Genomic DNA, 22,543 nt, shown 5'->3' with positions numbered 1-22,543 from the left:
CATTTTGCGATTTTGGGTATTGATATACAATCTATTAAAAATTAGTATTGAATATCAATACCTGACGTTACTTTGTCACTTAAATTCATCCAGAAAGTGGGCGCAACATGAATCTGACTCAGCAAATCACGATTGCCCTGAAAAAGCATCTGAAGCAAAAAGGCCTGACTTATGCGCAATTGGCAGCCCATTTGCAAATCAGTGAAGCCAGCGTGAAACGTTTGTTTTCTGAATCGACGTTCACAGTACGCAGGCTGGAATCCATCTGCCAATTGCTGGAACTTGATTTCCTGGAACTGGCAAGGTTGGCGCGCGGCCAGCAAGAGTTAAAGGGGGAGCTATCAGAATCGCAAGAGCAAACACTGGCAGAGCAACCCAGGTTGCTGGGCGTGTTTTATCTCTTGCTGAACCAATGGCAAGTCAAGGAAATTGCCAGGCAATTTGAGATTGCAGAAACTGAGCTATTGCAGTTACTGATGAAGCTTGAGCGTCTGGGCCTGATCGAATTGCATCCAAATAACCGCATCAAATTATTGACCCATACCACCCTGCAATGGCGTGATGACGGCCCCATACGCAAGAAGTACCAGTCGCAGGTCATGGAAGAATTTTTGCAAAGTGATTTTCACGAAGAACAGGCGATTTTACGCTTTGAAACCCGAGAACTTAGCGCAGCCTCGATTGCAGTATTGCAAAGAAAAATGGCGCGCCTGCTGACAGAATTTAATGAGCTGGCTGACATTGATGCCAGCTTGTCATCAGAACAAAGGCAGGGCATGGCACTGCTGTTGGCAACCCGACCCTGGGTATTTTCGCTGTTCTCTGACTTGAAGCGCAAAGCTGGCAGTAAAGTCACGGCTTGAGCCGCATCAAGTAAAATAGCGCCTGCTTACAATGTCCAGCCTGCGGGCGCAATTTTCTTATGCAAGAAGTAATAGATATCGATTTTGAGCGCCGCTTTGGTGGTATTGCCCGTTTATATGGGGCTGCAGGTCTTGAACGTTTCAAGCAGGCACATGTCTGCGTCATCGGCGTGGGCGGTGTCGGCTCCTGGGTGGTAGAGGCGCTGGCGCGTAGTGCCATAGGCCGTATCACCATGATAGATCTCGACAATGTGGTTGAATCGAATATCAACCGCCAGATACAGGCTAATACCGATACTGTCGGCAAGGCCAAGGTCACTGCACTGGCCGAGCGCATTGCCCTGATCAATCCCTATTGTAAGGTGAACGAGGTTGAAGACTTTGTCACCCCAGACAATCTTGACGCCATGCTTGGCGAGCCCGGTTTTGATTATGTGATTGATGCGATCGACAATGTCAAAGCCAAGACTGCCTTGATTGCTTATTGCCGCCAGCATGCGATACCGCTGATTACCATAGGTGCAGCAGGTGGGCAGACTGATCCTGGCAAGATAGAAATACGCGATCTCTCACGTACCGAACAAGAGCCTTTACTGGCGCTGGTACGCAAGCGCTTGCGTCAAAACCATGGTTTCCCGCGCGGGGCAAAAAGCAAATTCGGTATTGACGCGGTATTCTCCATGGAAGCACTCAGCATGCCAGAGACTGCCGAAGCTTGTGAAGTCGATCTCAATCCCAGTGCCGATGGTAGTGCTGGTGTTACAGGATTGAATTGTGCAGGTTTTGGTTCTTCCATCGTCGTTACCGCCTCTTTCGGTCTGATGGCAGCTGCCCAGGTCTTGCGCAAACTGGCTGCGCCCGGCGTAGACAATCAAACAGAATAATTTAGGCATTTTTCAAATTTCATACCAATATTTGCGTATGGAAACAATCTTTCATACTTTGTCGGGAAAATAGCTCAAGAAATTGTGAAATTTTAGTCAGACCTTGAGTTATTGCCTCTTAGCACTTACAGTCAATTGTCAGACGAGTATATCTCGCTCTGTGGTTCTGCTTTAGTCCTGCTTTGGCCTTGATGATACTCATGTATCAGGCCAGATTCAAAAAAAGTCCTTTGCTTTAACCATGGTTTGTCACGTTCAACACAGCGTTTACGGGGGCAAGTATGTTTCAGGATATTCGCATCAAGACCAGGCTCATCTTCAGTTTTATCTTGTTGACAGCTTTGGTGTTATCCATAGGTGTGGCTGGCTATCTGAGCCTGAATGCCAGCAATAATTCGATTAAAACCGTGTATGACGACAGACTGGTCGCTCTGGGGCAACTAGATGCTGTCATGCGCCTGATTATGCGGAATCAGGTCATCGTCGCCAAGGCCATTACAGACGATCCAGAGAAGTCGGCAGCGCACATAGCCGCAGTTGAGAAAGGCAAGACAGAAGCCAGCAAGATATGGTCAGAATACATGGCGACTTATCTGACGCCAGATGAAAAAATCCTGGCCGACCAATTTGCTGTCAGACGCAAACAGTTCCTGGATGAAGGCTTAAATCCCGCGCTGGCTGCATTAAAAAATAAAGAGACGGACGCAGCGTCAAAATTATTCCATGGCAAAGTTGACCCCTTGTTTTTGACGATGAAGGAGAACATGGATGCACTCATACAACTGCAATTAAATGTCGGTAAATCTGAATATGAATCTTCGCAAAGCTTCTTCCACAGCTTCCAGATTTATGCCGCCATTTTCATCGTCTTGTCGGTGTTGTTTGCATCTGCCATGGGCATCTGGTTGGTCAACAGCATTTCACGGCCTTTGAATTATGCGGTTGAGATTGCCAATAATATCGCTGCAGGTGATTTACGCCAGGATATCAAGGTTAGCTCTAAAGATGAGACAGGCGAATTGCTGCAGTCGCTGTTCAATATGAACAAGAGCCTGATTTCCATCGTCAGCCAGGTCAGGATCAGCACGGACACTATTTTCACTGCATCGAACGAAATTGCAACTGGCAATCTGGATTTATCTGAACGTACTGAAAGCCAGGCCAGTTCACTGGAGGAAACCGCGTCGTCAATGGAGGAGCTGACCTCGACCGTACAGCACAATGCTGAAAGTGCTGCGCAAGCCAATCAACTGGTCATGTCTTCATCTGATTTTGCCAGCAAGGGCGGCGATGTGGTTGGGCAAATGGTGAATACCATGGGAGCGATCAAGGATAGCTCGCGCAAAATCGTCGATATCATCGGCGTCATTGATGGCATTGCTTTTCAGACCAATATTCTGGCACTGAATGCGGCTGTCGAAGCGGCCAGAGCCGGTGAACAGGGGCGTGGTTTTGCCGTAGTTGCTTCAGAAGTACGCAATCTGGCACAAAGATCGGCAAGTGCTGCCAAAGAAATCAAGCAATTGATCGGTGACTCAGTATCCAAAGTCAACGCAGGTACTGCACTGGTGGATGAAACCGGCGTTACCATGAGCCAGATCGTGACATCGGTCAAGCAGGTGGCAGACATCATGAGTGAGATTGCTGCGGCAGGCGGTGAGCAAAGCCGTGGGATAGAGCAGGTTAATGTGGCTATTACCCAGATGGACCAGGTGACCCAGCATAATGCCGCTTTGGTGGAAGAAGCTGCAGCAGCAGCCCAAAGCTTGCTGGAGCAGGCCGATAATCTGCATCAGGTGGTAGGCGTATTCAAAATGGCTGGCATGGCAGAAGGTGGTGACGGCAAAACCGGCAAGTTTAAGAAAGCGCAAGCAGCAAATCAGGATCAGCGTTTGCGATTAGGTTGAGCAGGCAATAAGCAAAGCCATAAGTAAAGCAATGAGCAGTAAACATAAAAAAGCCAGTCTGACTTTATATCAGACTGGCTTTTTTGAATTTCCAATCTTTAATTATCGAGTTTGAAATTGAATTCCAGCAGCGTTGTCAGGGGTTTGGAGATAGGTGCATATTTCCATTGGGATGCTGCGGCAATCACTTCCTTGTCAAAATGCTTGGGTGGATTGGCTTTGACGATCTCTACCTGCGAGACCTTACCGTCCGTATCAATGTGTACGCGCGCACTGACTACGCCTGAAGTGATGCCTGCACGTACTGCAGTGCTGGGGTATTTAGGTTGTATGCTGGAGACAACTTTCAAGGTCAGGTTTTCTACCGGTGCTGCCGCTGGTGCAGGCTTGGGTGCCGCAGCGACTACTGGTGGTGGTGCTTCAACAGGCTTGGGTGCAGGAGTAGGTGCAGGCGCTGTTGCCGTCGCGGATGCGACCTTGGGTACTTCTTTGACTTTGGCTGCCAGGGCTTTTGCTTCTGCTGCCAGTTTTGCATCCTTGGCGTCTTTAGCCTCTTTCGCTTCTTTGGCTTCCTTTGCTTCTTTCGCCAGTTTTTCTTCTTTGGCAATTTGTGCAGCGGACTTGTTGGATGCCATGTCCATCCACTTGGTCACGTCGGCAGTGTCGCCATGTTTAACGGGATTTTTTACCAGGCCAGTAGGCATGGCGCTGGATGCTGGCGCGTCATGCGCACTGGCAACAGGGGTTGGCTCCGGGGTCTTTTGACAAGCGCTAATGAGTAGAGCACTGGATGCCAGGCTGAAAGTAAGAAATGACAGCTTCCCTGTTTTTTTAATAACTACCGTTTTCATATTACTCCAGACAAAAGACCGTTTTTAAAGCTAAAGTTAAATCAAACAATCGGCTGCTTCGCTGCGAAAAAGACGGACGCATGGAAATAGTGCGATCAAAAATAAATGCATTAATTCGGTGCAAAATCGATTTGTTTGCTGCTAAGTAAATTTTCACAAATCCGAACGACTATCCTGCCATGGATATAGGCACTTAGCAATATTCAAATCACAGATGTGATTGAAATTGTGAAAATTGATATATCAAAGTTGTCCTGGTCATACCTAACTATGCAGGATTTGTGCCAAATGCTGGCTAAATCATTTAAATGATACGAATTGTGAAAAAAAAGCCAACTTCCTTCGAAGTTGGCTTGTAGTATTGTTACTAGATTATGTTGGGCTTGTTTAGTGATATTTAGTGATAAATAGATTTCATTTGCTTCAGGATTTTCCGAACACTTCATTTAATTGCTGTGTCACCCGGATAAATGTTGTGCGCTTGGTCAGTTCTTTGAGCTTGTGCGCGCCCACATAAGTACAGGCAGAACGTACTCCACCCAGAATATCCTGCAAAGTTGCTTCCACCGGGCCGCGATAAGGGATCAATACTTCCTTGCCTTCAGATGCGCGGTATTTGGCGACACCACCGGCATACTTGTCCATCGCAGCGCGGCTGCTCATGCCGTAAAAGCGCTTGAACTGCTGACCATCGCGTTCTATCAGATCACCGGCACATTCATCATGGCCAGCCAGCATGCCACCCAGCATGATGAAGTCGGCACCTGCACCAAAGGCCTTGGCCAGATCACCGGGTACAACGCAGCCCCCATCGGCACAAATCTGTCCACCCAGTCCATGGGCAGCGTCGGCGCATTCGATGACGGCGGATAATTGCGGGTAGCCTACACCCGTCATCTTGCGGGTCGTGCAGACTGAACCAGGGCCTATGCCCACCTTGACGATATCCGCGCCAGCCAGTATCAGCTCTTCAGTAATATCGCCAGTTACCACATTGCCTGCCATGATGGTCAGGTGAGGGTAAGTGGTGCGTACCTTTTTCACGAAATTGATAAAGCCTTCGGTATAGCCATTGGCCACGTCTATACAGACATACTCAATGGCATTTTGTGCACGCGCCATGACAGCTGAGAATTTTTCGAAATCAGACTGGGTAATGCCCATGGAATAGAAGGCCGTCGATTTTCTTTGCAGGGCAGAGAAATACTCAACCAGCGCGTCTTCATCATAATGCTTGTGCAGGGCAACCGACAATTGATGTGGGTCCAGTGCGGCAGCCATCTCCATTGTGCCAGTGGAATCCATATTGGCAGCAATAATGGGGATGCCGTGATAAGTCTTGCGTGAATGATGGAAAACGAATTCTCGTTCGAGGTTGACTTGAGAACGGGAGGTGAGGGTGGAACGCTTGGGGCGTATCAAAACGTCCTTGAAATCCAGCCTGAGGGTTTCTTCTATATGCATGACGACTCCAGTATGCGCCTGGCGGACGCGGGAAATCACGACCTGACGCAGCAATGCGATCAAGTCGTTGGGCCGTACTTGAGTATAGTGCAAAAAAATCCGGAATCATTATTTGAATTTCATATGGACGATATCATCCATTTCATATTCCGGATGCGCTTGATATTGCGAGGCTAATATGTTGACAGAGGTTAGGGAGAGCTTATCAGAGCGCCCACGGTGGCACAAAAACCTGACCATTTTCCAGTATTGCTTCTGCACCCACGGGCAATATCGCGACGGCACGAAAATTCTCTTCACTGGTCTTGCTGAGAGAGAATCGCGTATGCGCTGGTACGATAAGGCAGGCTCCTGCACTCAGACTGAGATGCTCTTCCCCCATGCTCACTTTTGCCGTGCCCGCAAGACAGATAAATATTTCTTCTCGCGTAAGTTCGTGGGTGGCGCCGGGTTTGTTGGAACTCAATTCAACGATCCAGGCCGAATTTTCGTGAGAACCGCGGCTGGGTGAGGCAAGGCCGGTAAATTTGGCCTCATGCATGGTAAAAACTTTGGCGGACGACGCTTCGATCAGATTCATGATTTCCTCTTGTGATATAATTCACCAAGGATTATAAACTAAGGTGAATTAAATTACCATGCAAGCAAATACTGATCTGGGTGTATTGCTGAATCTGGCTTTTGGCAGTTTCAAGGAGCAATTGCACCAGCACCTGGCACAACAAGGCTACGCCGATATAGGAAGTTCTTTTGGCTATGTTTTTCGTTTGCTGAAGAATAATCCACAAAATTTGAAGCAGGTCGCAGACAGCCTGGCAATGACGCCGCAGGGTGCCTTGAAGATCATTAATGACATGGTGCTGAAAGCCTATGTCCAGCGCGAAGATGATGCGAGCGATGCAAGGGTGCGTCTGCTTCACCTGACGCCACGTGCGCTGGCCCTGATGGAAGTGGCTCACGCATTCCACCAGGAGTTTGAACGCCACTTGAGCGATCGACTGGGGGCAAGTAAGGTCAAGGCCATGCGCAATGCACTCGAACAAATAGTCGCAGATGGAGATGACTCAGCGGGTGGTTTGCCTAAATTACGCCCTTTGTAAGCGGGGAGGGGCTTAATAACTGCGATCAGTGGCAGGCGGCCTTGCCCTTGTCGCTGAAGCTTTGCCCAGGCACAGGCAAAAATTCCCATTCATAAGACTTGTCATGCAGGCTTAGTTTCAATATGCCGTAGGTAGAATTATCGCGCACTTCGGTCGCGCCTTTGGGTAAAAACATGGGCGTCAGCTTGGCACCACCGGTACCAACGATGAAGCTGCGTATGCCGTTCTTGTCATCCCTGTCGCCATTGGCGTCCAGCGGGACAAAGCGTTCGTAATCATGATCGTGCGAAGCAAGTACGACGTCAGCTTTTGCTGCTACCAGCATGGCCCAGGCTTCCTGCATGTTTTTATTATTGCCATGGCCACCTGAGCTATATACAGGATGATGCCAGAAGGCCAGCGTGCAGTTTTGCTTCTTGTTGGCCAGCTCTGCCTTCAGCCATGTCAATTGCACTTGCATCTGGTTTTTATCTAGATTGCTGTTGAGTGAGAGAATTAACCACTTACCCAATTGTGTCGCATAGTAGCCGCGTCTGTCCGGCCCCGCCAGTTCGCCAAAGTAATTGTAATAACCTAAAGCCCTGGGCATGCCGTAATCATGGTTGCCAGGCGAGGGCAGGGTTTTATCCTTGAAGCGACCCCAGGTCGGTTCATAACATTTTGCAAATTCTTCGGGTTTGCCGACCGGGTAAGTGTTGTCACCCAAGGTAATCACCCTGGCTGTGCTATCTTTGGCGAGACTTGCGGCAATCAATTCCGCAGTTCTGGCTGCCATGCTTTCGAGCGGGTTCTTTTTCTTGCAAGCGGCGATATCACCAGCAGCGTAGATGGTCACGCTGATGGGTTTTTCAGCAGGTTTCTTGTCAGGCAGTTTTGTTTTTTCGGTTGCGTGTGCGGGGTAAATAAACAGGGTAGCAATGTAAAAGGCCAGAATGGAAATACGCATGAACTCTTCTTATTAAACTTTTCAACCAGCACAGCGCTGGCAGCGGACAGGAACAGGCGCGTATTTTACCTGTTCCTGGCGAGCCAATTTTATAGTTTGGCGTGCCGTAAGCGCAACGCATTGCTGATTACCGAAACAGAGCTCAGGCTCATTGCTGCACTGGCTATCATGGGGCTCAGCAAAATCCCGAACCAAGGATACAAAAGCCCGGCAGCCACAGGCACACCAACAAAATTATAGGCAAAGGCAAAGAACAGGTTTTGCCTGATGTTTTTCATCGCCTGCTGGCTCAGGGAGCGGGCTTTGACGATGCCGCGCAAATCGCCTTTCACCAGCACCACGTGGGCGCTATGCATGGCAACATCGGTTCCGCTGCCCATGGCAATGCCCACATCGGCCTGCGCCAGTGCCGGTGCGTCATTGATGCCATCGCCGGCCATGGCGACTATGCGTCCCTGTGCTTGCAATTCTTGCACGATACGGAACTTGTCTGCTGGCAGCAAGTCTGCGCGCACATCATCCAGCCCCAGTTGTTTTGCCACCGCCCGCGCCGTGTTGGCATTATCGCCAGTCAGCACGATGATTTGCATGCCCTGCTGCTGCAACTGACCAATCGCATCCTTGCTATTGTTCTTGATCTGGTCTGCCACGCTCAGCAAGGCTACCACTTTTTGTTCAACTGCCATCAACATGACGGTATGCCCCAGCATCTGTAAATCGGTGACTTGCTGTTCAAAATTCGACAAATTGATGGTGTGCTCTTTCAGCAGCGCAGGATTACCCAGCAAGACTGGCTTGCCGCCCACCATGGCACGGACACCCTTGCCCGTGATCGACGTGAAGTCACTGATCACTGCTGGCTTGCTGCCACGTGCTTCTGCATAGGTGACGATTGCATGGGCGACCGGGTGCTCACTACGCTGCTCCAGTGCCAATGCCAGCGCGAGTAAATCTGTTTCTGATTCGCCACTGGCAACACTAAAGTTTTGCAGCATTGGTTTGCCCTCGGTCAGGGTGCCGGTTTTGTCTATCAGCAGGGTATCGATTTTCTCCAGTCTTTCCAGTGCCTCGGCATCCTTGATCAAAACGCCATCATGGGCACCACGGCCTATGCCAACCGTGACCGATATCGGTGTCGCCAGGCCAAGCGCGCAAGGGCAGGCGATGATCAATACTGATACTGCGGCCATCAAACCATTCGCCAGTGCCGGTGTCGGTCCCCAGATAGCCCAGCCTATAAAGGCCAGCACGGCAACGGCAATCACGCCAGGCACAAACCAGCCGGATACCTGATCAGCCAGCTTCTGTATCGGTGCACGTGAACGTCCAGCCTGATTTACCAGGGAGATGATGCTGGCCAGCAAAGTGTCTTTGCCTATGCGTTGGGCCTGCATACTGAAACTTCCTTGCTGGTTGATGGTACCGGCGCTGACCTTGTCACCAGCCTGTTTGCTGACTGGCAGCGGTTCACCCGTCAGCATGGCTTCATCAACATTGCTATGACCATCCAGCAATACGCCATCGACAGGAATATGCGCGCCTGGCTTGACACGCAAGCTATCATTAAGCTGCACTTCGTTCAGTGCAATTTCAGTCTCGCTGCCATCGGCAGCAATGCGTATCGCAGTTGCCGGTGTCAAACCCAACAGTGCCTTGATGGCTGCATTGGTTTGCGAACGCGCACGCAACTCCAGCACCTGCCCAAGCAAGACTAAAGTAATGATGACGGCCGCAGCTTCAAAATAGAGGGGCGCCATGCCATCCATCTTGAAGGCAGCGGGCAAAATGTCTGGCAACAGCAATGCCACCAGGCTGAATACATAGGCGGCAGCCGTGCCCACACCTATCAAACTGAACATGTTCAGGCGCATGGTCTTGAAGGATGCCAGCGCACGTTCAAAAAATGGCAGCCCAGCCCATAACACCACAGGCGTCGCCAGGAGGAATTGCAGCCAGTTGAACACTGTCATACCCAGCAGGCTGTGAAAAGACACGCCAGGCAGCATGTCACCCATGGTCATGATCAGCAACGGCAAACTCAACACCAGGCTGAACTTGAAGCGGCGCGTCATATCGTCCAGTTCGCTGGTATCTTCTTCTGCCGAAGCTTCCTTGGGTTCCAGCGCCATGCCACAAAGCGGGCAAGTGCCGGGGCCAACTTGTTCTATCTCCAGATGCATGGGGCAGGTGAATATCGCATCTTTCGCTACTGCCTTGGCGACGGGCTTAGATACGGGGCGTTTGGCCGGGTCCAGCCAGGCAGCTGGATCTTTACGGAACTTTTCCAGGCAAGAGTTGCAGCAAAAATAATAGCTTTGTCCTGCATGTACAAACTGATGCTGGCTTTGCGCATTGACACGCATGCCGCAAACCGGGTCCTTGTGCTCACCCTGTGCATCGCTTTGCATGGCATCGCCACTGACATTAGCAACGCTACCTAGTCCGATGATCTTCTTGGCTTTGACATAGTTTTCTGGCGTCGCATTGAATTTGCTGACGCAGGAAGTGCTGCAAAAATAGTAGGCAATACCTTGGAAACGGGCCATTTTCTCAAGGTTCTTGCTGACTTGCATGCCGCACACAGGGTCTGTGAATTTCTTGTCCTGCGTTTTTTCTTGTTCAGTGCCTGGCTGCGCTTCATGCTTGTGCCCGCAGCAACTGCCCATATGCTGGTGATTGGTGTGATCTTGAGCCATCGTTTTTCCTTCCAATACAAATTTAGCTTGATTGGCTTATCATAGACCCCGTACCCAAGAACAGAGTCAAGGACTTTTTAACGATGCTTGATGCAGATCAATATACGATAGGGCAATTGGCCAAGGCAGCGGGCGTGGGCGTAGAAACCATACGTTACTACCAGCGCCGCGATTTGCTGCCTGTGCCTGAAGTTGCCAGTGGCTTCAGAACCTACCCAGCCCGCCTGGCAGAGCGCATACGGTTTATCAAAAGGGCGCAGGAACTGGGTTTTAGCCTCGATGAAATCGCCAATTTGCTGATGCTGGAAGATGGTAATGACAGGCAAGCCATACGCGATGTCGCACAGGAACGTTTGCTGCAAGTACAGGCCAAACTGGCTGATCTGCACAGGATGGAAGACATGTTGACTCAGTTGATACACCAGTGCGTGTCATCAACGCAGCAGGTGCAGTGCCCGATAATTCAGGCCTTGGCGAGCAGCAGTCCTGACGAAGTGAAAGCTTGTCAACACTGAAGCAAGTTCTGCCTCAGTGCTCACCGTTGGCGACCCAGTCCGGCTTCTCGGTTTGCACGTAGTGGATCAGGGCATCCACCACCAGAGGGTCAAATTGTGTGCCGCTCCGGGATTTGATATAGGCGATCGTGTCTTCCAGTGACCAGGGTTCCTTATAGGGACGGCGGTGCAATAAGGCATCAAACACGTCGACCACTGCAACGATGCGTGCTGACAAGGGGATATCTTCCCCTTTCAATTTGCGTGGATAACCATGACCATCAAAATGCTCATGATGGCTGCCTGCAATTTGTGAGCCATAAGTCAGGTAGCTGACACCGTCCACCATGGTAGCGGCACGCGCCAACACGGTTTCACCTGCCAATGCATGGTATTCCATGATGACGCGCTCCTCCTTGTCATGGCCGCCAGCTTTCAGCAAGACCGCGTCTGGTGTCGCCACCTTGCCCACATCATGCAGGATGCTGGCAATACCCACCATTTCCATGAATTGTGGTGTCAGGTCAGTGGCAAAATTATTGCGTCGCTTGAGTTCACTGGCAATGGCATTGGTCAGTCTGCAGACGCGCTGTACATGGCCACCTGTATCGGTATCGCGGGATTCTGCAAGGTCAGTCAGGGCGACAACCGAGGCTTCCTGCGCTTTTTGCAATTGCTCGTTCAGATAGCGATTATCAAACGCGGCAGCAATGCGGTCGCAGAATAATTCCAGCAAGTCGCGCTGCATTTGCCCCAGTGGCCAGGGCGGCGTCACCAGGATGGCAAATTCATGGCCTTGCCTGGTGTGTATGAACAAGACATCCGCAGGATGCTGGAACTGGCTTTTCTTTTCGTTGAAGGCTTTTTCGACGATGACGGTCCATTCACAATCTTGCGGCAATTTATCCAGTCCAGAAAAATTGCTGTAAGTACCGGTCGCCGCAATAACGCTGGCTTGCAGATTGCCATCTGGTGTGCCAAGCGGATTACGTGACAGGCATAAGACGCCATCAGCACCGACATCGAGGATGGCGCCGATCTGGTTCAGCACGCCACAGGCAAATTCCTTCAATGACTTTAACTCATACAAATTGGCAGATGCCTGCAGTATGCGTGTCAAACCTATGCGGCTGCGCTCTATCGACAGCAAGCCTTCGTAAGCACGCAGTGATGCTATCACCGTGGTGAACAGGCGCTGTGTAGTCAGTTCGGTCTTGGTTTTATAGTCATTGATGTCGTAATCGACAATGACACTTTTTTCAGGTGCCTGGCCAGGCTGGCCAGTGCGCAGTACGATGCGCACCAGTTGATTCTTGAGTTCTTCGCGTATGCGTTTTACCAGGCGCAAACCGGCGTCATCGGTCTCCATGACGACATCCAGCAAGATCAGGTTGATGTCGTTTTCCCTGCTTAAAATGTCAAACGCTTCTGATGCACTGTGGGCTGACAATATGTCCAGCGGGCGTCCCTTGAAAACGATATTGTTCAGGGCCAGGCGGGTAACGGCATGTATGTCTTCTTCATCATCAACGATGAGCAGTCGCCAGGGGTGTGATTCAAATGAGGTGTCCAGCTGTTCCTGTGACTTGTCATTACTTTCATCTTCAATGATCCAGTCTTCTTCTGATCCCTGTTCGTGATTCATGCACTCCCCCGATCATTTGCACTGCAACATCGTTTGTGGTCAGATAATCAATCGAAACGGCCTGTATCCTGGGAATTTATTATGCCAGCAATTCTATGGAAATGCCTTCCAGCATCATTTTATTATGTGGTATTTGACAGACATTCACATTGCTGCCGTAGTGATGGCGGTTTCGCTGGGCGTAACAGCATTGAGTCGCAGTCGATGCAATACCATATCAACAATTAATGTCTCGGCCTCCTCAAAATCATTTTCATTCAGTGGGCTATGTCCCAGTACGAGGCTCATCTGGGCGGCAAAATCGGCATAGGACTGCGTCATCGCCCAGATCGAAAATAACAAGTGTGTCGTATTCACTGCAGCAATTTTGCCAGCCGCCATCCAGGCCTCAAATACAGCGATATCTTTCTGTAACAACGGCAGGATTTTATTGCGCATGGTCTCGGCATATACAGGTGCACCGCTGATGACTTCCATCGCATATACACGCGAGGCTTGAGGCTGCTCACGCGAGAAGCGCAGTTTGGCGCGTATGTAATTACCAAGCAGTGTCGCCGGGTCATGCTCGGGGTCTGCCAGTATGTTCATACGGTCCAGCCATTGGTCCAACACCTGATCCAGCACCTTCTCATACAGTATCTGTTTGGTAGGGAAGTAGTACAGCAGATTCTGCTTCGACAGACCAGCCCGCTCGGCTATCGATGCCAGCGCCGTGCCTGCATAACCGGCTTCGGCAAACACTTCGACTGCTGCCTGCATGATGCGGGCTTCCAGCGCATCGCGTGAGCGTGTGAGTTTATCCGGCGCTCTATCCATGACGCTGCTTCATCAAAAAGGCTTTCAATACATCTGAGTCACTATAAGCGATATTGAAACGGAACCAGGGGTGGTCGCTGGCGCGCAGGCTAAAGAATTCGTCCGGTGCGAGCAAGATGCCTTCCTGTAAAGCCTGGCGCGAAATCTCGCTGGCACTAGCCTTGCTGTCTTTCCAACCTGCGCTGATGAACATGCCGCCGCGCGGTTCAGCCAGGGGTGTCAAACCTGCTGCCAGCAGCATGTCCATACTGGCATTGCGCGAGGTTTCCAATTGGCGTTTAAGTTTTTCCAGCATGCGCCGGTACAGGCGCGAGCTGATTGCATGCAGCACCGCACGTTCATTGATTTCAGATGTCGTCAAACCAGCCAGCATCTTCACCCTCAGCAGTTCACCTACCAAAGAATGCGATGCGCAGACCGAGCCTACACGCAGGGTAGGGGATAGCGTCTTGGAAAAACTGCCCACCCGTATCACACGGCGCAAACCATCCATCGCTGCCAGTGAAGGTTCAGGCCGTGGGCAGAGTTCACGGTAGATATCATCTTCCACCAGCCAGAAGTCAAACTGTTCTGCCAAAGCCAGCAGGCGGTGTGCCTGCGCCTGGCTCAGGCTGGTGCCCAGCGGGTTTTGCAAGACCGTATTCACAAACATCAGCTTGGGCTGGTGCAGCAGAGCTTTTTCCATGAGGCTGTCGAGATTCAGACCTTTTTCATCACGGGCTATGCCTATCGGTATGCAGCCGTGATGGCGTATCAGGGATAGCAGATTGCTATAACCGGGGTCTTCTACCAGTACAGTGTCACCGGGTTTGCATAGCGTGCGCAGGATAAGGTCAAAACCATGGGTAGCACCATGGGTCAGCAATATCTGTTCAGAATCAACGCTGAACAGTTCCTGTGACAGGCTGCCGGCCAGGTGCTGGCGCAGGCTGGGGAAACCCAGCGGGTTACCATAGCCACGCAGGCGCTGGGTAGGGATACGCATGGATTGCTTAAGTGCATCCAGCAAAATATCATCGCCATACCACTCTGGCGGCAACCAGCCAGAACCTACCGGCAGGGCGCTAGATACGCCAGAATACAAATCCGGGCTTAAGGCATCCAGCGCGCTAGGTATGACGGCTTGCGCCATGGGCTGCGGTGTACAGGCTGGTTTGGTGACAAAATAACCAGAACCACGTCGTGAACTGAGCAGGCCCAGGGTAATTAGCCGCTCATAAGACTCCACAACTGTAAAGGTGCTGACCGCATTGCATTTGGCAAACTGCCGCACTGAGGGCATTTTGCTACCCTGCGCCAGGTCATTCTGCCGCACCAGCCTGGTTACCTCTTGCACAATCTGGTCGACCAGGCTGGCCTGGCGGCTGCGCTCCAGCGACAGTTGCGGCCAGACTGGGCTTTGCTCTATTGCCTGCATTTCTTTTACGGCGTCCATGCTTTTTACTCCTCGCTAGACATAAACTAAATTGTGCAGGTGCACACAACTGTTATGTCTCGGCTACCAATACGGTTGGATGAAATTAAACTGGCTGTATATGTCATTACTGCATATGCTTATTTAGCATTTCAGCATATTTTTACCACTTGGTAAATTGTTTTCAGGAGAAGCCCATGCTCAGCAAACAACAACTCAATTCCTACTGGATGCCTTTCACGGCCAACCGTGACTATAAAGAGGCCCCGCGTCTGGTGGCTTCTGCCTCTGGCATGTACTACCGCGACCAGAATGGCCGCGAGATACTCGATGGTACGGCAGGCCTGTGGTGCGTGCCGCTGGGCCATTCCCATCCAACTGTGGTGAAAGCGGTACAAGATGCCGTAGCGACACTTGATTACGCACCTGCCTTCCAGATCGGCCACCCGCAAGCCTTTGAGCTGGCAGAACAGTTGATAGCCTATAGCGGCAACAAATTTGGCCAGGTGTTTTATACCAATTCCGGCTCGGAAGCTGTCGATACCGCCATGAAAATGGTGCTGGCATACCACCGCAGCCGCGGCGAAGCCCAGCGTACCCGCTTCATCAGCCGCGAACGTGCATATCACGGCGTAGGCTTTGGCGGCATGTCGCTCGGTGGCCTGCCAGCCAACCGCAAACAGTTTGGCACCTTGCTGGCCGGTGTTGATTACCTGCCGCATACACACAACCTGGAAAAGAATGCCTTCACCCGTGGCTTGCCAGAATACGGCACGCATCTGGCAGATGAACTCGAACGCCTGATTGCCCTGCATGATATTTCCACCATCGCTGCCGTCATCGTTGAGCCACTGGCTGGTTCTGCTGGCGTCATCCTGCCATCAAAAGGATATCTGAAACGCCTGCGTGAGCTTTGTGATAAACACGGCATCCTGCTGATATTTGATGAAGTCATCACCGGCTTTGGCCGCATGGGTACGCCATTCGCATCCGATTTCTTTGGCGTCACGCCTGACTTCATGACGACTGCCAAGGGCCTGACCAATGGTGTCGTGCCTATGGGAGCGGTATTCAGCCATCAAAAAATCTACGACGCCTTGATGGAAGGCCCGGCAGGCATAGAACTCTTCCACGGCTACACCTATTCCGGTCACCCACTGGCAGTTGCTGCCAGCCTGGCTTCACTCAAAGTATTCAAGGAAGAAAAAGTGCTGGAACATGCACAAAGCATGACTGCTTATTGGGAAGACGGCCTGCATTCATTGAAAGGCTTGCCGCACGTCATAGACTTGCGCAATGTCGGCCTCATCGGTGCGATAGAGCTGGAATCCATGCCTGGCAAAGTCGGCGCACGCGCCATGGCCGCCTACAAGAAAGCCTTTGCTGAAGGCGTACTGGTACGCACGACGGGCGACATCATCGCCATGTCTCCTCCATTGATTTTGGAGAAAAAACACGTAGACCAGCTGTTCGGCAAACTGCACGACATTTTGAAACACCTCGATTAATCTGGCGAACATCATGACCACATATCAAGTCAATCACTACATCAACGGCGAACTGCATCAAAGCGTGCAGCCACGTTTTGCCGATATTTATAATCCTGCGCTCGGTTCAGTCCAGGGCCAGGTCGCGCTGGGTAGCGAGCAGGATGTCAACCTCGCAGTCGCCGCGGCAGTCAAGGCTTTTCCTGCATGGTCAAACACACCGGCCCTGTCACGCGCCCGCGTGCTCATGGCTTACCTGAACCTGCTGCAACAGCACACCGATGAATTTGCCAATCTGCTGACCAAGGAACATGGCAAGACCCTGGCCGATGCCAAAGGTGAAGTCGCGCGTGGCATAGAAGTGGTGGAATTTGCTATTGGCATTCCACAACTTTTGAAGGGCGAATATTCCGAACAGATCGCCCGCGGCATCGATGCCTGCAGCATGCGCCAGCCGCTGGGTGTAGTCGCTGGCATCACGCCATTCAACTTCCCCGTCATGGTGCCGATGTGGATGTTTCCTATCGCTATCGCCTGCGGCAATACCTTTATTCTGAAACCGTCCGAGCGTGATCCATCTGCATCCTTGCTGCATGCAAAATTGCTCAAGCAGGCCGGTTTGCCAGATGGTGTTTTCAATGTCGTACAGGGTGATAAAACTGTCGTTGATGCATTGCTTGATCATCCTGATATTCAAGCCATCAGCTTCGTCGGTTCCACCCCGATTGCCCAGGCAATCTACGCACGTGGCTGTGCCAATGGCAAGCGCGTGCAGGCACTCGGCGGCGCAAAAAATCATATGGTCGTCATGCCAGATGCTGATCTGGAAATGGCTGTCGATGCACTCATGGGTGCAGCCTATGGCTCTGCCGGTGAACGCTGCATGGCCATCTCGGTTGCCGTCGCCGTTGGTTCTGCTGCTGATGCCCTGGTCGATGCCATGGCAGCGCGGGTCAAATCCCTCAAGATCAATAATGGCCTTATCCCTGATGCAGAAATGGGCCCGGTCATTACTCACGCCGCCAAGGAGCGCATAGAAAGCCTGATAGGCGATGGCGTGGCAGAAGGTGCGAAACTTGTTGTTGATGGACGCAACTTCAAAGTGCCAGGACATGAGCAAGGTTTCTTCTGCGGTGGCAGCCTGTTCGATCATGTGACGCCAGAAATGACTGTATACAAACAAGAGATTTTTGGCCCCGTCCTGTGTGTAGTACGCGTACCAGACATGGAAGCAGCAGCAGACCTCATCAACAAACATGAATATGGCAATGGCGTCGCCGTCTTCACGCGCGATGGTGGTACTGCACGTGAATTCGTGCGCATGATACAGGTTGGCATGGTCGGTGTGAACGTACCTTTGCCTGTGCCTATGGCCTTCCATAGTTTTGGTGGCTGGAAGCGCAGCCTGTTTGGCGATCATCATATCTATGGCCCGGAAGGTGTGCGCTTTTATACCCGTGTCAAGGCAGTTATGCAACGCTGGCCGGATAGCATTTCGAAAGGGGCAGAATTTTCATTCCCTCAAAATAAATAATCGCTGTCACGAAACTTGCTTTTAGAAAAAAGTTAGCAAACCGAGATTGATTGGAGCCACCATGTTGGAAGCCCTTAAGCATTTACCCCAGGCAGAAGAAAGTCAGGAAACGCTGCGTTCGCATTTCACTGACTTGAATCCGGCACTGAACAAGCGCCAGGCAGCGATAGAAAGTGACCGCTGCCTCTATTGTTACGACGCTCCCTGCACACGCATCTGCCCGTCAGAAATTGATGTGCCCAGCTTTATCCAGAATATTGCTGTCGGCAATATCAATGGTGCGGCCAAAGTCATCCTCGATCAAAACATCCTTGGTGCAAGCTGCTCACGCGTCTGCCCAACTGAGATTTTGTGCGAGCATGCCTGCGTGCGCAATCATGATGCAGAAGGTGCACCAGTCAAGATCGGTCTGCTGCAACGCTTTGCACTCGACAATGCAAAATTCGAACAGCATCCTTTCCAGCGTGCTGCCAGCACAGGTAAAACAGTCGCCATCGTCGGCGGTGGCCCTGCTGGTTTATCCTGTGCGCACAGGTTGGCGACATTAGGTCACGATGTCGTGATTTTTGAAGCAAAACAAAAATCCGGCGGCCTCAATGAATATGGTATCGCCAAATACAAACTGACAGAAGACAGCGCCCAGCGTGAGGTGGAATTCCTGCTGCAAATTGGTGGTATCACCGTCAAGCATGAACAGGTACTTGGCAAGAACTTGCAACTGGCAGATTTACGCCGTGATTATGATGCCGTCTTCCTCGGCCTTGGCTTGGGTGCCAGCCGCCAGCTTGGCCTGACAGGTGAAGATGCCCCCGGCTTGATGGCTGCGGTAGATTACATCGCCGAACTGCGCCAGGCAGACGACCTGACTAAACTGCCGGTACCCAAACAATGCGTGGTCATCGGTGCCGGCAATACTGCCATCGATATGGCAGTGCAAATCGCACGCCTTGGTGCAGAGCAAGTCACTCTGGTGTACCGCCGTGGTGCGGAACATATGTCTGCCACCCATCATGAACAGGATATCGCCAAGGCCAACCAGGTGCGCATCGTCACCTGGGCGCAACCGCAAGAAGTCTTGCGCGATGCAGAAGGCAAGGTCAGTGGCATGCGTTTTGCCCGTACCAAAGAAGTGGACGGCAAATTGCAAACCAGCGGTGCCACTATCGACATCCCCGCACAAGCCGTTTTCAAAGCCATAGGCCAAAGCATGGACAACAGCAGCCTGTCAGATGCACTGGCAAAGGACCTGCAAAAGCAGAATGACAAAATCCATGTGGATGGGCAGTACCGCACCAGTGTCACAGGCATTTATGCCGGTGGCGATTGCATCGCCGACGGGCAGGACTTGACGGTACAGGCAGTCCAACATGGCAAGCTGGCAGCGCTGGCGATTGATAATGATTTGAAAGCGAAGGTGTAATATGGCTGACCTCTCGATTAACTTTGCCGGTATCAAGGCACCCAATCCTTTCTGGCTGGCTTCTGCACCACCGACCGACAAGGCCTACAACGTCATCCGCGCTTTTGAAGCAGGCTGGGGCGGCGTGGTCTGGAAAACCCTGGGTGAAGACCCGCCACCGGTCAACGTCTCTTCCCGTTACTCTGCCCACTTTGGCAAGAACCGTGAAGTTATCGGTTTCAATAACATAGAACTGATCACCGACCGCAGCCTCGAAATCAACCTGCGCGAAATCACGCAAGTCAAAAAAGACTGGCCAGACCGCGCCATGATCGTGTCCCTGATGTACCCCTGCGAAGAAGAAAGCTGGGCACGCATCCTGCCACTGGTAGAAGCGACAGGCGCAGACGGCATAGAACTCAACTTCGGCTGCCCGCACGGCATGCCAGAACGCGGCATGGGCGCTGCCGTAGGTCAGGTGCCAGAATATGTGGAAATGATCACTCGCTGGTGCAAGAAATATTGCTCATTGCCCGTCATCGTCAAGCTCACACCTAACATCACCGATGTGCGCATACCAGCCCGCGCTGCCTTCAATGGCGGTGCTGACGCGGTGTCGCTGATCAACACCATTAATTCCATCACCTCGATAGATCTCGACCAGATGATTGCCCGCCCCATCGTCGGCACGCAAAGCACGCACGGCGGTTACTGTGGCAGCGCCGTCAAGCCGATTGCCCTCAACATGGTGGCGGAAATAGCGCGTGACCCGGCCACCAAGGGCCTGCCCATCTCAGGCATAGGCGGCATAGGCAACTGGCGTGATGCGGCAGAATTTCTGGCACTGGGTGCAGGTTCAGTGCAGGTCTGTACCGCAGCCATGTTGCACGGCTTCCGCATCGTCAAGGAAATGACGGACGGCCTGTCACGCTGGATGGATGAAAAAGGCTACGAGCGCATCAGTGACTTTGCCGGTAAAGCCGTCGCCAATACGACAGACTGGAAATACCTGGACATGAACTATGCCGTCATTGCCGAAATAGACCAGGACAAATGCATACAATGCGGCCGCTGCTATATTGCCTGCGAAGACACATCGCATCAGTCGATTGCCCAGTTGATTGCTGACAACGGCACCCGCAAATACGAAGTCATCAAGGAAGAATGCGTAGGCTGCAACCTCTGCCAGATCACTTGCCCGGTAGAACAGTGCATCACCATGGTGCCCCAGGCAACTGGCAAGCCGTATATGAACTGGACGCAAGACCCGCGCAACCCGCGTGCGGTGTTGAAATAATTGCTTGTACTTGGAGGTGAGTGGGGGTATAAATTCTGTCAGATTTAGTAATCTGGGTGTTTAGACTCCTTCCCCTTCAAGGGGTGAGGATATTTTGCACATCATCAGCATCTGGAATAAAGTTTGCTATAGCTTTCGTACCTGAATTTTTTCGAATATTCCACCTGGAGAAGAGTATATGCAGACACAAAGCGGGCAACTTTGGAATGAGGATTTAGCACCTACTTCAGAAGCACAGCGCACCTGGCGCTGGTATCACTTTGCTGCGCTCTGGGTCGGCATGGTCATGTGTATCCCGGCTTATACGCTGGCGGCCAGCCTTATCGAAGGTGGCATGTCGGGCTACCAGGCGGTGGTCACCGTGTTCCTTGCCAATGCCATCGTACTCGTCCCCATGTTGCTGATAGGCCATGCCGGTGCCAAATATGGCATCCCTTATGCGGTGCTCGCGCGCACTTCCTTTGGCGTACGCGGTGCACGGTTACCTGCCTTGATGCGTGCCATCGTCGCCTGCGGCTGGTATGGCATACAAACCTGGTTTGGCGGGCAAATGATTTATACCCTGGGCGGCGTCATGATCGGCCATCCGCTGGGGGGTGACAATATCGCTGGCCTGGGCATTAACGCCACGCAACTGGTGTGTTTCCTGATTTTCTGGGGCATACAGTTCTGGTACATCTTCCATGGCATGGACTCGATACGCAAGCTGGAAACCTATACGGCACCTTTGAAAATCATCATCTGCTTTGTGCTGCTGGGCTGGGTGTATAACAAGGCGGGCGGCTTTGGCCCATTACTGGATCAGCCTTCCCAATTCGTCGAAGGCGGTAAAAAAGCCGGGCAATTCTGGTCTGCCTTCTGGCCTTCACTGACAGCCATGGTCGGCTTCTGGGCTACCCTGGCTTTGAACATCCCTGACTTTACCCGCTTTGCCAAATCACAAAAAGACCAGATCCTCGGCCAGACCATAGGCTTGCCTGCACCCATGGGTTTGCTGGCGCTGCTGGCAGTGATCGTCACATCTGCCACGGTAGTTTTGTACGGCAAAGCATTATGGGATCCGGTAGACCTCGCCAGCCGCATGACGGGCATTGCCGTCCTGATCGCCTTGCTGATCTTGCTGATAGACACGGTCTCCGTTAACCTGGCTGCCAACCTCGTCGGCCCGGCTTATGATTTCTCGGCTCTGAACCCAAAGCTGATCTCGTATAAAACCGGTGGCTATATCACCGCCTCCATTGCCCTGATCATGATGCCTTGGAAGATTCTGGAATCTACCCAGGGTTATATCTTCACCTGGCTGATAGGCTATTCCGCCTTGCTTGGCCCCATCGCCGGTATTTTGATTATCGATTATTACTTCATCCGCAAGACAGAAATTGATGTCGCTGCCCTGTACCAGGATGAAGGCAAGTACAGCTATAAAAATGGCTGGAACATGGCTGCCGTGATCGCTTTCGTGATCGGCGTCTTGCCGAATATCCCGGGTTTTTTGAATGCAGCTTTCCCTGCCAGCTTCCCGGCTATTCCAGAAGTATTAAAAACCATCTACACCTACGCCTGGTTCGTCGGCCTGGCCTTGTCCGGTGTGGTGTATATGGGTTTGATGAGTGGTAAGAAGGTTTGAATGTGCAAAATCACGGAGTAGGTGTTGAAGGATGAGGTTGGCGAATGCGTAGGTTGGGCAACGCTTTATCTGCCCAACACTGGGCCTCAATTAACGTATACGTTTTTTAACGCCGAGTG

Annotated in this window: 18 protein-coding genes; 10 read left to right on the top strand and 8 right to left on the bottom strand. The window is 51.7% G+C overall.

From position 1 onward, the window contains the following. Positions 1-107: 107 nt before the first annotated feature. The 3 genes from AC07OI_RS20380 (at position 108) to AC07OI_RS20370 (ending at position 3,654) form a co-directional block, all read left to right on the top strand. Complete coding sequence (locus AC07OI_RS20380; protein WP_495258523.1) at positions 108-863, top strand: helix-turn-helix domain-containing protein; 756 nt, start codon at positions 108-110, stop codon at positions 861-863. A 59-nt stretch (positions 864-922) separates the two neighbouring features. Continuing rightward, positions 923-1,747, top strand: coding sequence for a tRNA cyclic N6-threonylcarbamoyladenosine(37) synthase TcdA (gene tcdA, locus AC07OI_RS20375; RefSeq protein ID WP_495258522.1), 825 nt, complete (start codon positions 923-925; stop codon positions 1,745-1,747). 281 nt (positions 1,748-2,028) lie between these two features. Further along, entirely contained in the window at positions 2,029-3,654 is a 1,626-nt protein-coding gene (locus AC07OI_RS20370; protein ID WP_495258521.1) for a methyl-accepting chemotaxis protein, read from the top strand. Positions 3,655-3,752: 98 nt separating this feature from the next. Here AC07OI_RS20370 and AC07OI_RS20365 read toward each other — a convergent pair whose 3' ends face one another. The 3 genes from AC07OI_RS20365 to AC07OI_RS20355 form a co-directional block, all read right to left on the bottom strand. Then, positions 3,753-4,505 (bottom strand): energy transducer TonB, encoded by a 753-nt coding sequence (locus tag AC07OI_RS20365; protein ID WP_492706599.1) that lies wholly within the window; start codon positions 4,503-4,505, stop codon positions 3,753-3,755. A gap of 423 nt (positions 4,506-4,928) precedes the next feature. Further along, positions 4,929-5,969 (bottom strand): GMP reductase, encoded by a 1,041-nt coding sequence (locus AC07OI_RS20360; RefSeq protein ID WP_492706831.1) that lies wholly within the window; start codon positions 5,967-5,969, stop codon positions 4,929-4,931. Positions 5,970-6,174: 205 nt separating this feature from the next. Further along, the gene (locus tag AC07OI_RS20355; RefSeq protein WP_495258520.1) at positions 6,175-6,549 is read right to left on the bottom strand and encodes a cupin domain-containing protein; all 375 of its coding nucleotides are present in this window, start codon (positions 6,547-6,549) and stop codon (positions 6,175-6,177) included. A gap of 58 nt (positions 6,550-6,607) precedes the next feature. Here AC07OI_RS20355 and AC07OI_RS20350 point away from each other — a divergent pair, with 58 nt between their 5' ends. Further along, positions 6,608-7,069 (top strand): MarR family winged helix-turn-helix transcriptional regulator, encoded by a 462-nt coding sequence (locus tag AC07OI_RS20350; RefSeq protein WP_495258519.1) that lies wholly within the window; start codon positions 6,608-6,610, stop codon positions 7,067-7,069. Positions 7,070-7,094: 25 nt separating this feature from the next. Here AC07OI_RS20350 and AC07OI_RS20345 read toward each other — a convergent pair whose 3' ends face one another. Both AC07OI_RS20345 and AC07OI_RS20340 read right to left on the bottom strand, forming a co-directional pair. Beyond that, complete coding sequence (locus AC07OI_RS20345) at positions 7,095-8,015, bottom strand: metallophosphoesterase family protein (protein ID WP_495258518.1); 921 nt, start codon at positions 8,013-8,015, stop codon at positions 7,095-7,097. An 89-nt stretch (positions 8,016-8,104) separates the two neighbouring features. Continuing rightward, positions 8,105-10,711, bottom strand: a complete 2,607-nt coding sequence (locus tag AC07OI_RS20340; protein ID WP_495258517.1) for a heavy metal translocating P-type ATPase — start codon at positions 10,709-10,711, stop codon at positions 8,105-8,107. A gap of 83 nt (positions 10,712-10,794) precedes the next feature. Between AC07OI_RS20340 and AC07OI_RS20335 the strand changes: the two genes are divergently transcribed. Continuing rightward, on the top strand, positions 10,795-11,226 hold the full coding sequence (locus AC07OI_RS20335) for a MerR family transcriptional regulator (RefSeq protein ID WP_492706609.1): 432 nt from the start codon (positions 10,795-10,797) through the stop codon (positions 11,224-11,226). A gap of 13 nt (positions 11,227-11,239) precedes the next feature. Here the strand turns inward: AC07OI_RS20335 and AC07OI_RS20330 are convergent, their stop codons facing one another. The 3 genes from AC07OI_RS20330 to AC07OI_RS20320 form a co-directional block, all read right to left on the bottom strand. Next, complete coding sequence (locus tag AC07OI_RS20330) at positions 11,240-12,850, bottom strand: DUF3369 domain-containing protein (protein WP_492706611.1); 1,611 nt, start codon at positions 12,848-12,850, stop codon at positions 11,240-11,242. 144 nt (positions 12,851-12,994) lie between these two features. After that, positions 12,995-13,666 carry a TetR/AcrR family transcriptional regulator gene (locus AC07OI_RS20325; RefSeq protein ID WP_495258516.1) on the bottom strand — a complete coding sequence of 224 codons (672 nt, stop codon included), beginning with the start codon at positions 13,664-13,666 and terminating at the stop codon, positions 12,995-12,997. Then, the gene (locus tag AC07OI_RS20320; protein ID WP_495258515.1) at positions 13,659-15,101 is read right to left on the bottom strand and encodes an aminotransferase-like domain-containing protein; all 1,443 of its coding nucleotides are present in this window, start codon (positions 15,099-15,101) and stop codon (positions 13,659-13,661) included. Before AC07OI_RS20320 ends, AC07OI_RS20325 begins: the two co-directional genes overlap by 8 nt. Positions 15,102-15,277: 176 nt before the next feature. Between AC07OI_RS20320 and aptA the strand changes: the two genes are divergently transcribed. From aptA to AC07OI_RS20295, 5 genes are all read left to right on the top strand, one after another. After that, positions 15,278-16,588 carry an omega-aminotransferase AptA gene (gene aptA, locus AC07OI_RS20315; protein WP_495258514.1) on the top strand — a complete coding sequence of 437 codons (1,311 nt, stop codon included), beginning with the start codon at positions 15,278-15,280 and terminating at the stop codon, positions 16,586-16,588. A gap of 13 nt (positions 16,589-16,601) precedes the next feature. Next, positions 16,602-18,101, top strand: a complete 1,500-nt coding sequence (locus tag AC07OI_RS20310) for a CoA-acylating methylmalonate-semialdehyde dehydrogenase (protein WP_495258513.1) — start codon at positions 16,602-16,604, stop codon at positions 18,099-18,101. Positions 18,102-18,162: 61 nt separating this feature from the next. Then, on the top strand, positions 18,163-19,521 hold the full coding sequence (locus AC07OI_RS20305; protein WP_495258512.1) for an NAD(P)-dependent oxidoreductase: 1,359 nt from the start codon (positions 18,163-18,165) through the stop codon (positions 19,519-19,521). A 1-nt stretch (position 19,522) separates the two neighbouring features. Then, entirely contained in the window at positions 19,523-20,797 is a 1,275-nt protein-coding gene (gene preA, locus AC07OI_RS20300; protein ID WP_422640317.1) for an NAD-dependent dihydropyrimidine dehydrogenase subunit PreA, read from the top strand. A 178-nt stretch (positions 20,798-20,975) separates the two neighbouring features. Further along, entirely contained in the window at positions 20,976-22,424 is a 1,449-nt protein-coding gene (locus AC07OI_RS20295) for an NCS1 family nucleobase:cation symporter-1 (RefSeq protein WP_495258511.1), read from the top strand. Positions 22,425-22,543 lie beyond the last annotated feature (119 nt).

Source organism: Undibacterium sp. GW821-FHT07F11, assembly GCF_059418665.1.
Note: the sequence above shows the minus strand (reverse complement) of the source record. Positions and strands in the feature narration are given on the sequence as shown.

Coding starts and splice junctions, on each gene's coding strand:
- AC07OI_RS20330 (WP_492706611.1), bottom strand. CDS start 12,850: ATGAATCACGAACAGGGATCAGAAGAAGACTGGATCATTGAAGATGAA.
- preA (WP_422640317.1), top strand. CDS start 19,523: ATGGCTGACCTCTCGATTAACTTTGCCGGTATCAAGGCACCCAATCCT.
- AC07OI_RS20360 (WP_492706831.1), bottom strand. CDS start 5,969: ATGCATATAGAAGAAACCCTCAGGCTGGATTTCAAGGACGTTTTGATA.
- AC07OI_RS20380 (WP_495258523.1), top strand. CDS start 108: ATGAATCTGACTCAGCAAATCACGATTGCCCTGAAAAAGCATCTGAAG.
- AC07OI_RS20340 (WP_495258517.1), bottom strand. CDS start 10,711: ATGGCTCAAGATCACACCAATCACCAGCATATGGGCAGTTGCTGCGGG.
- AC07OI_RS20365 (WP_492706599.1), bottom strand. CDS start 4,505: ATGAAAACGGTAGTTATTAAAAAAACAGGGAAGCTGTCATTTCTTACT.
- AC07OI_RS20345 (WP_495258518.1), bottom strand. CDS start 8,015: ATGCGTATTTCCATTCTGGCCTTTTACATTGCTACCCTGTTTATTTAC.
- AC07OI_RS20325 (WP_495258516.1), bottom strand. CDS start 13,666: ATGGATAGAGCGCCGGATAAACTCACACGCTCACGCGATGCGCTGGAA.
- aptA (WP_495258514.1), top strand. CDS start 15,278: ATGCTCAGCAAACAACAACTCAATTCCTACTGGATGCCTTTCACGGCC.
- AC07OI_RS20310 (WP_495258513.1), top strand. CDS start 16,602: ATGACCACATATCAAGTCAATCACTACATCAACGGCGAACTGCATCAA.
- AC07OI_RS20355 (WP_495258520.1), bottom strand. CDS start 6,549: ATGAATCTGATCGAAGCGTCGTCCGCCAAAGTTTTTACCATGCATGAG.
- AC07OI_RS20370 (WP_495258521.1), top strand. CDS start 2,029: ATGTTTCAGGATATTCGCATCAAGACCAGGCTCATCTTCAGTTTTATC.
- AC07OI_RS20350 (WP_495258519.1), top strand. CDS start 6,608: ATGCAAGCAAATACTGATCTGGGTGTATTGCTGAATCTGGCTTTTGGC.
- AC07OI_RS20335 (WP_492706609.1), top strand. CDS start 10,795: ATGCTTGATGCAGATCAATATACGATAGGGCAATTGGCCAAGGCAGCG.
- AC07OI_RS20320 (WP_495258515.1), bottom strand. CDS start 15,101: ATGGACGCCGTAAAAGAAATGCAGGCAATAGAGCAAAGCCCAGTCTGG.
- AC07OI_RS20305 (WP_495258512.1), top strand. CDS start 18,163: ATGTTGGAAGCCCTTAAGCATTTACCCCAGGCAGAAGAAAGTCAGGAA.
- AC07OI_RS20295 (WP_495258511.1), top strand. CDS start 20,976: ATGCAGACACAAAGCGGGCAACTTTGGAATGAGGATTTAGCACCTACT.
- tcdA (WP_495258522.1), top strand. CDS start 923: ATGCAAGAAGTAATAGATATCGATTTTGAGCGCCGCTTTGGTGGTATT.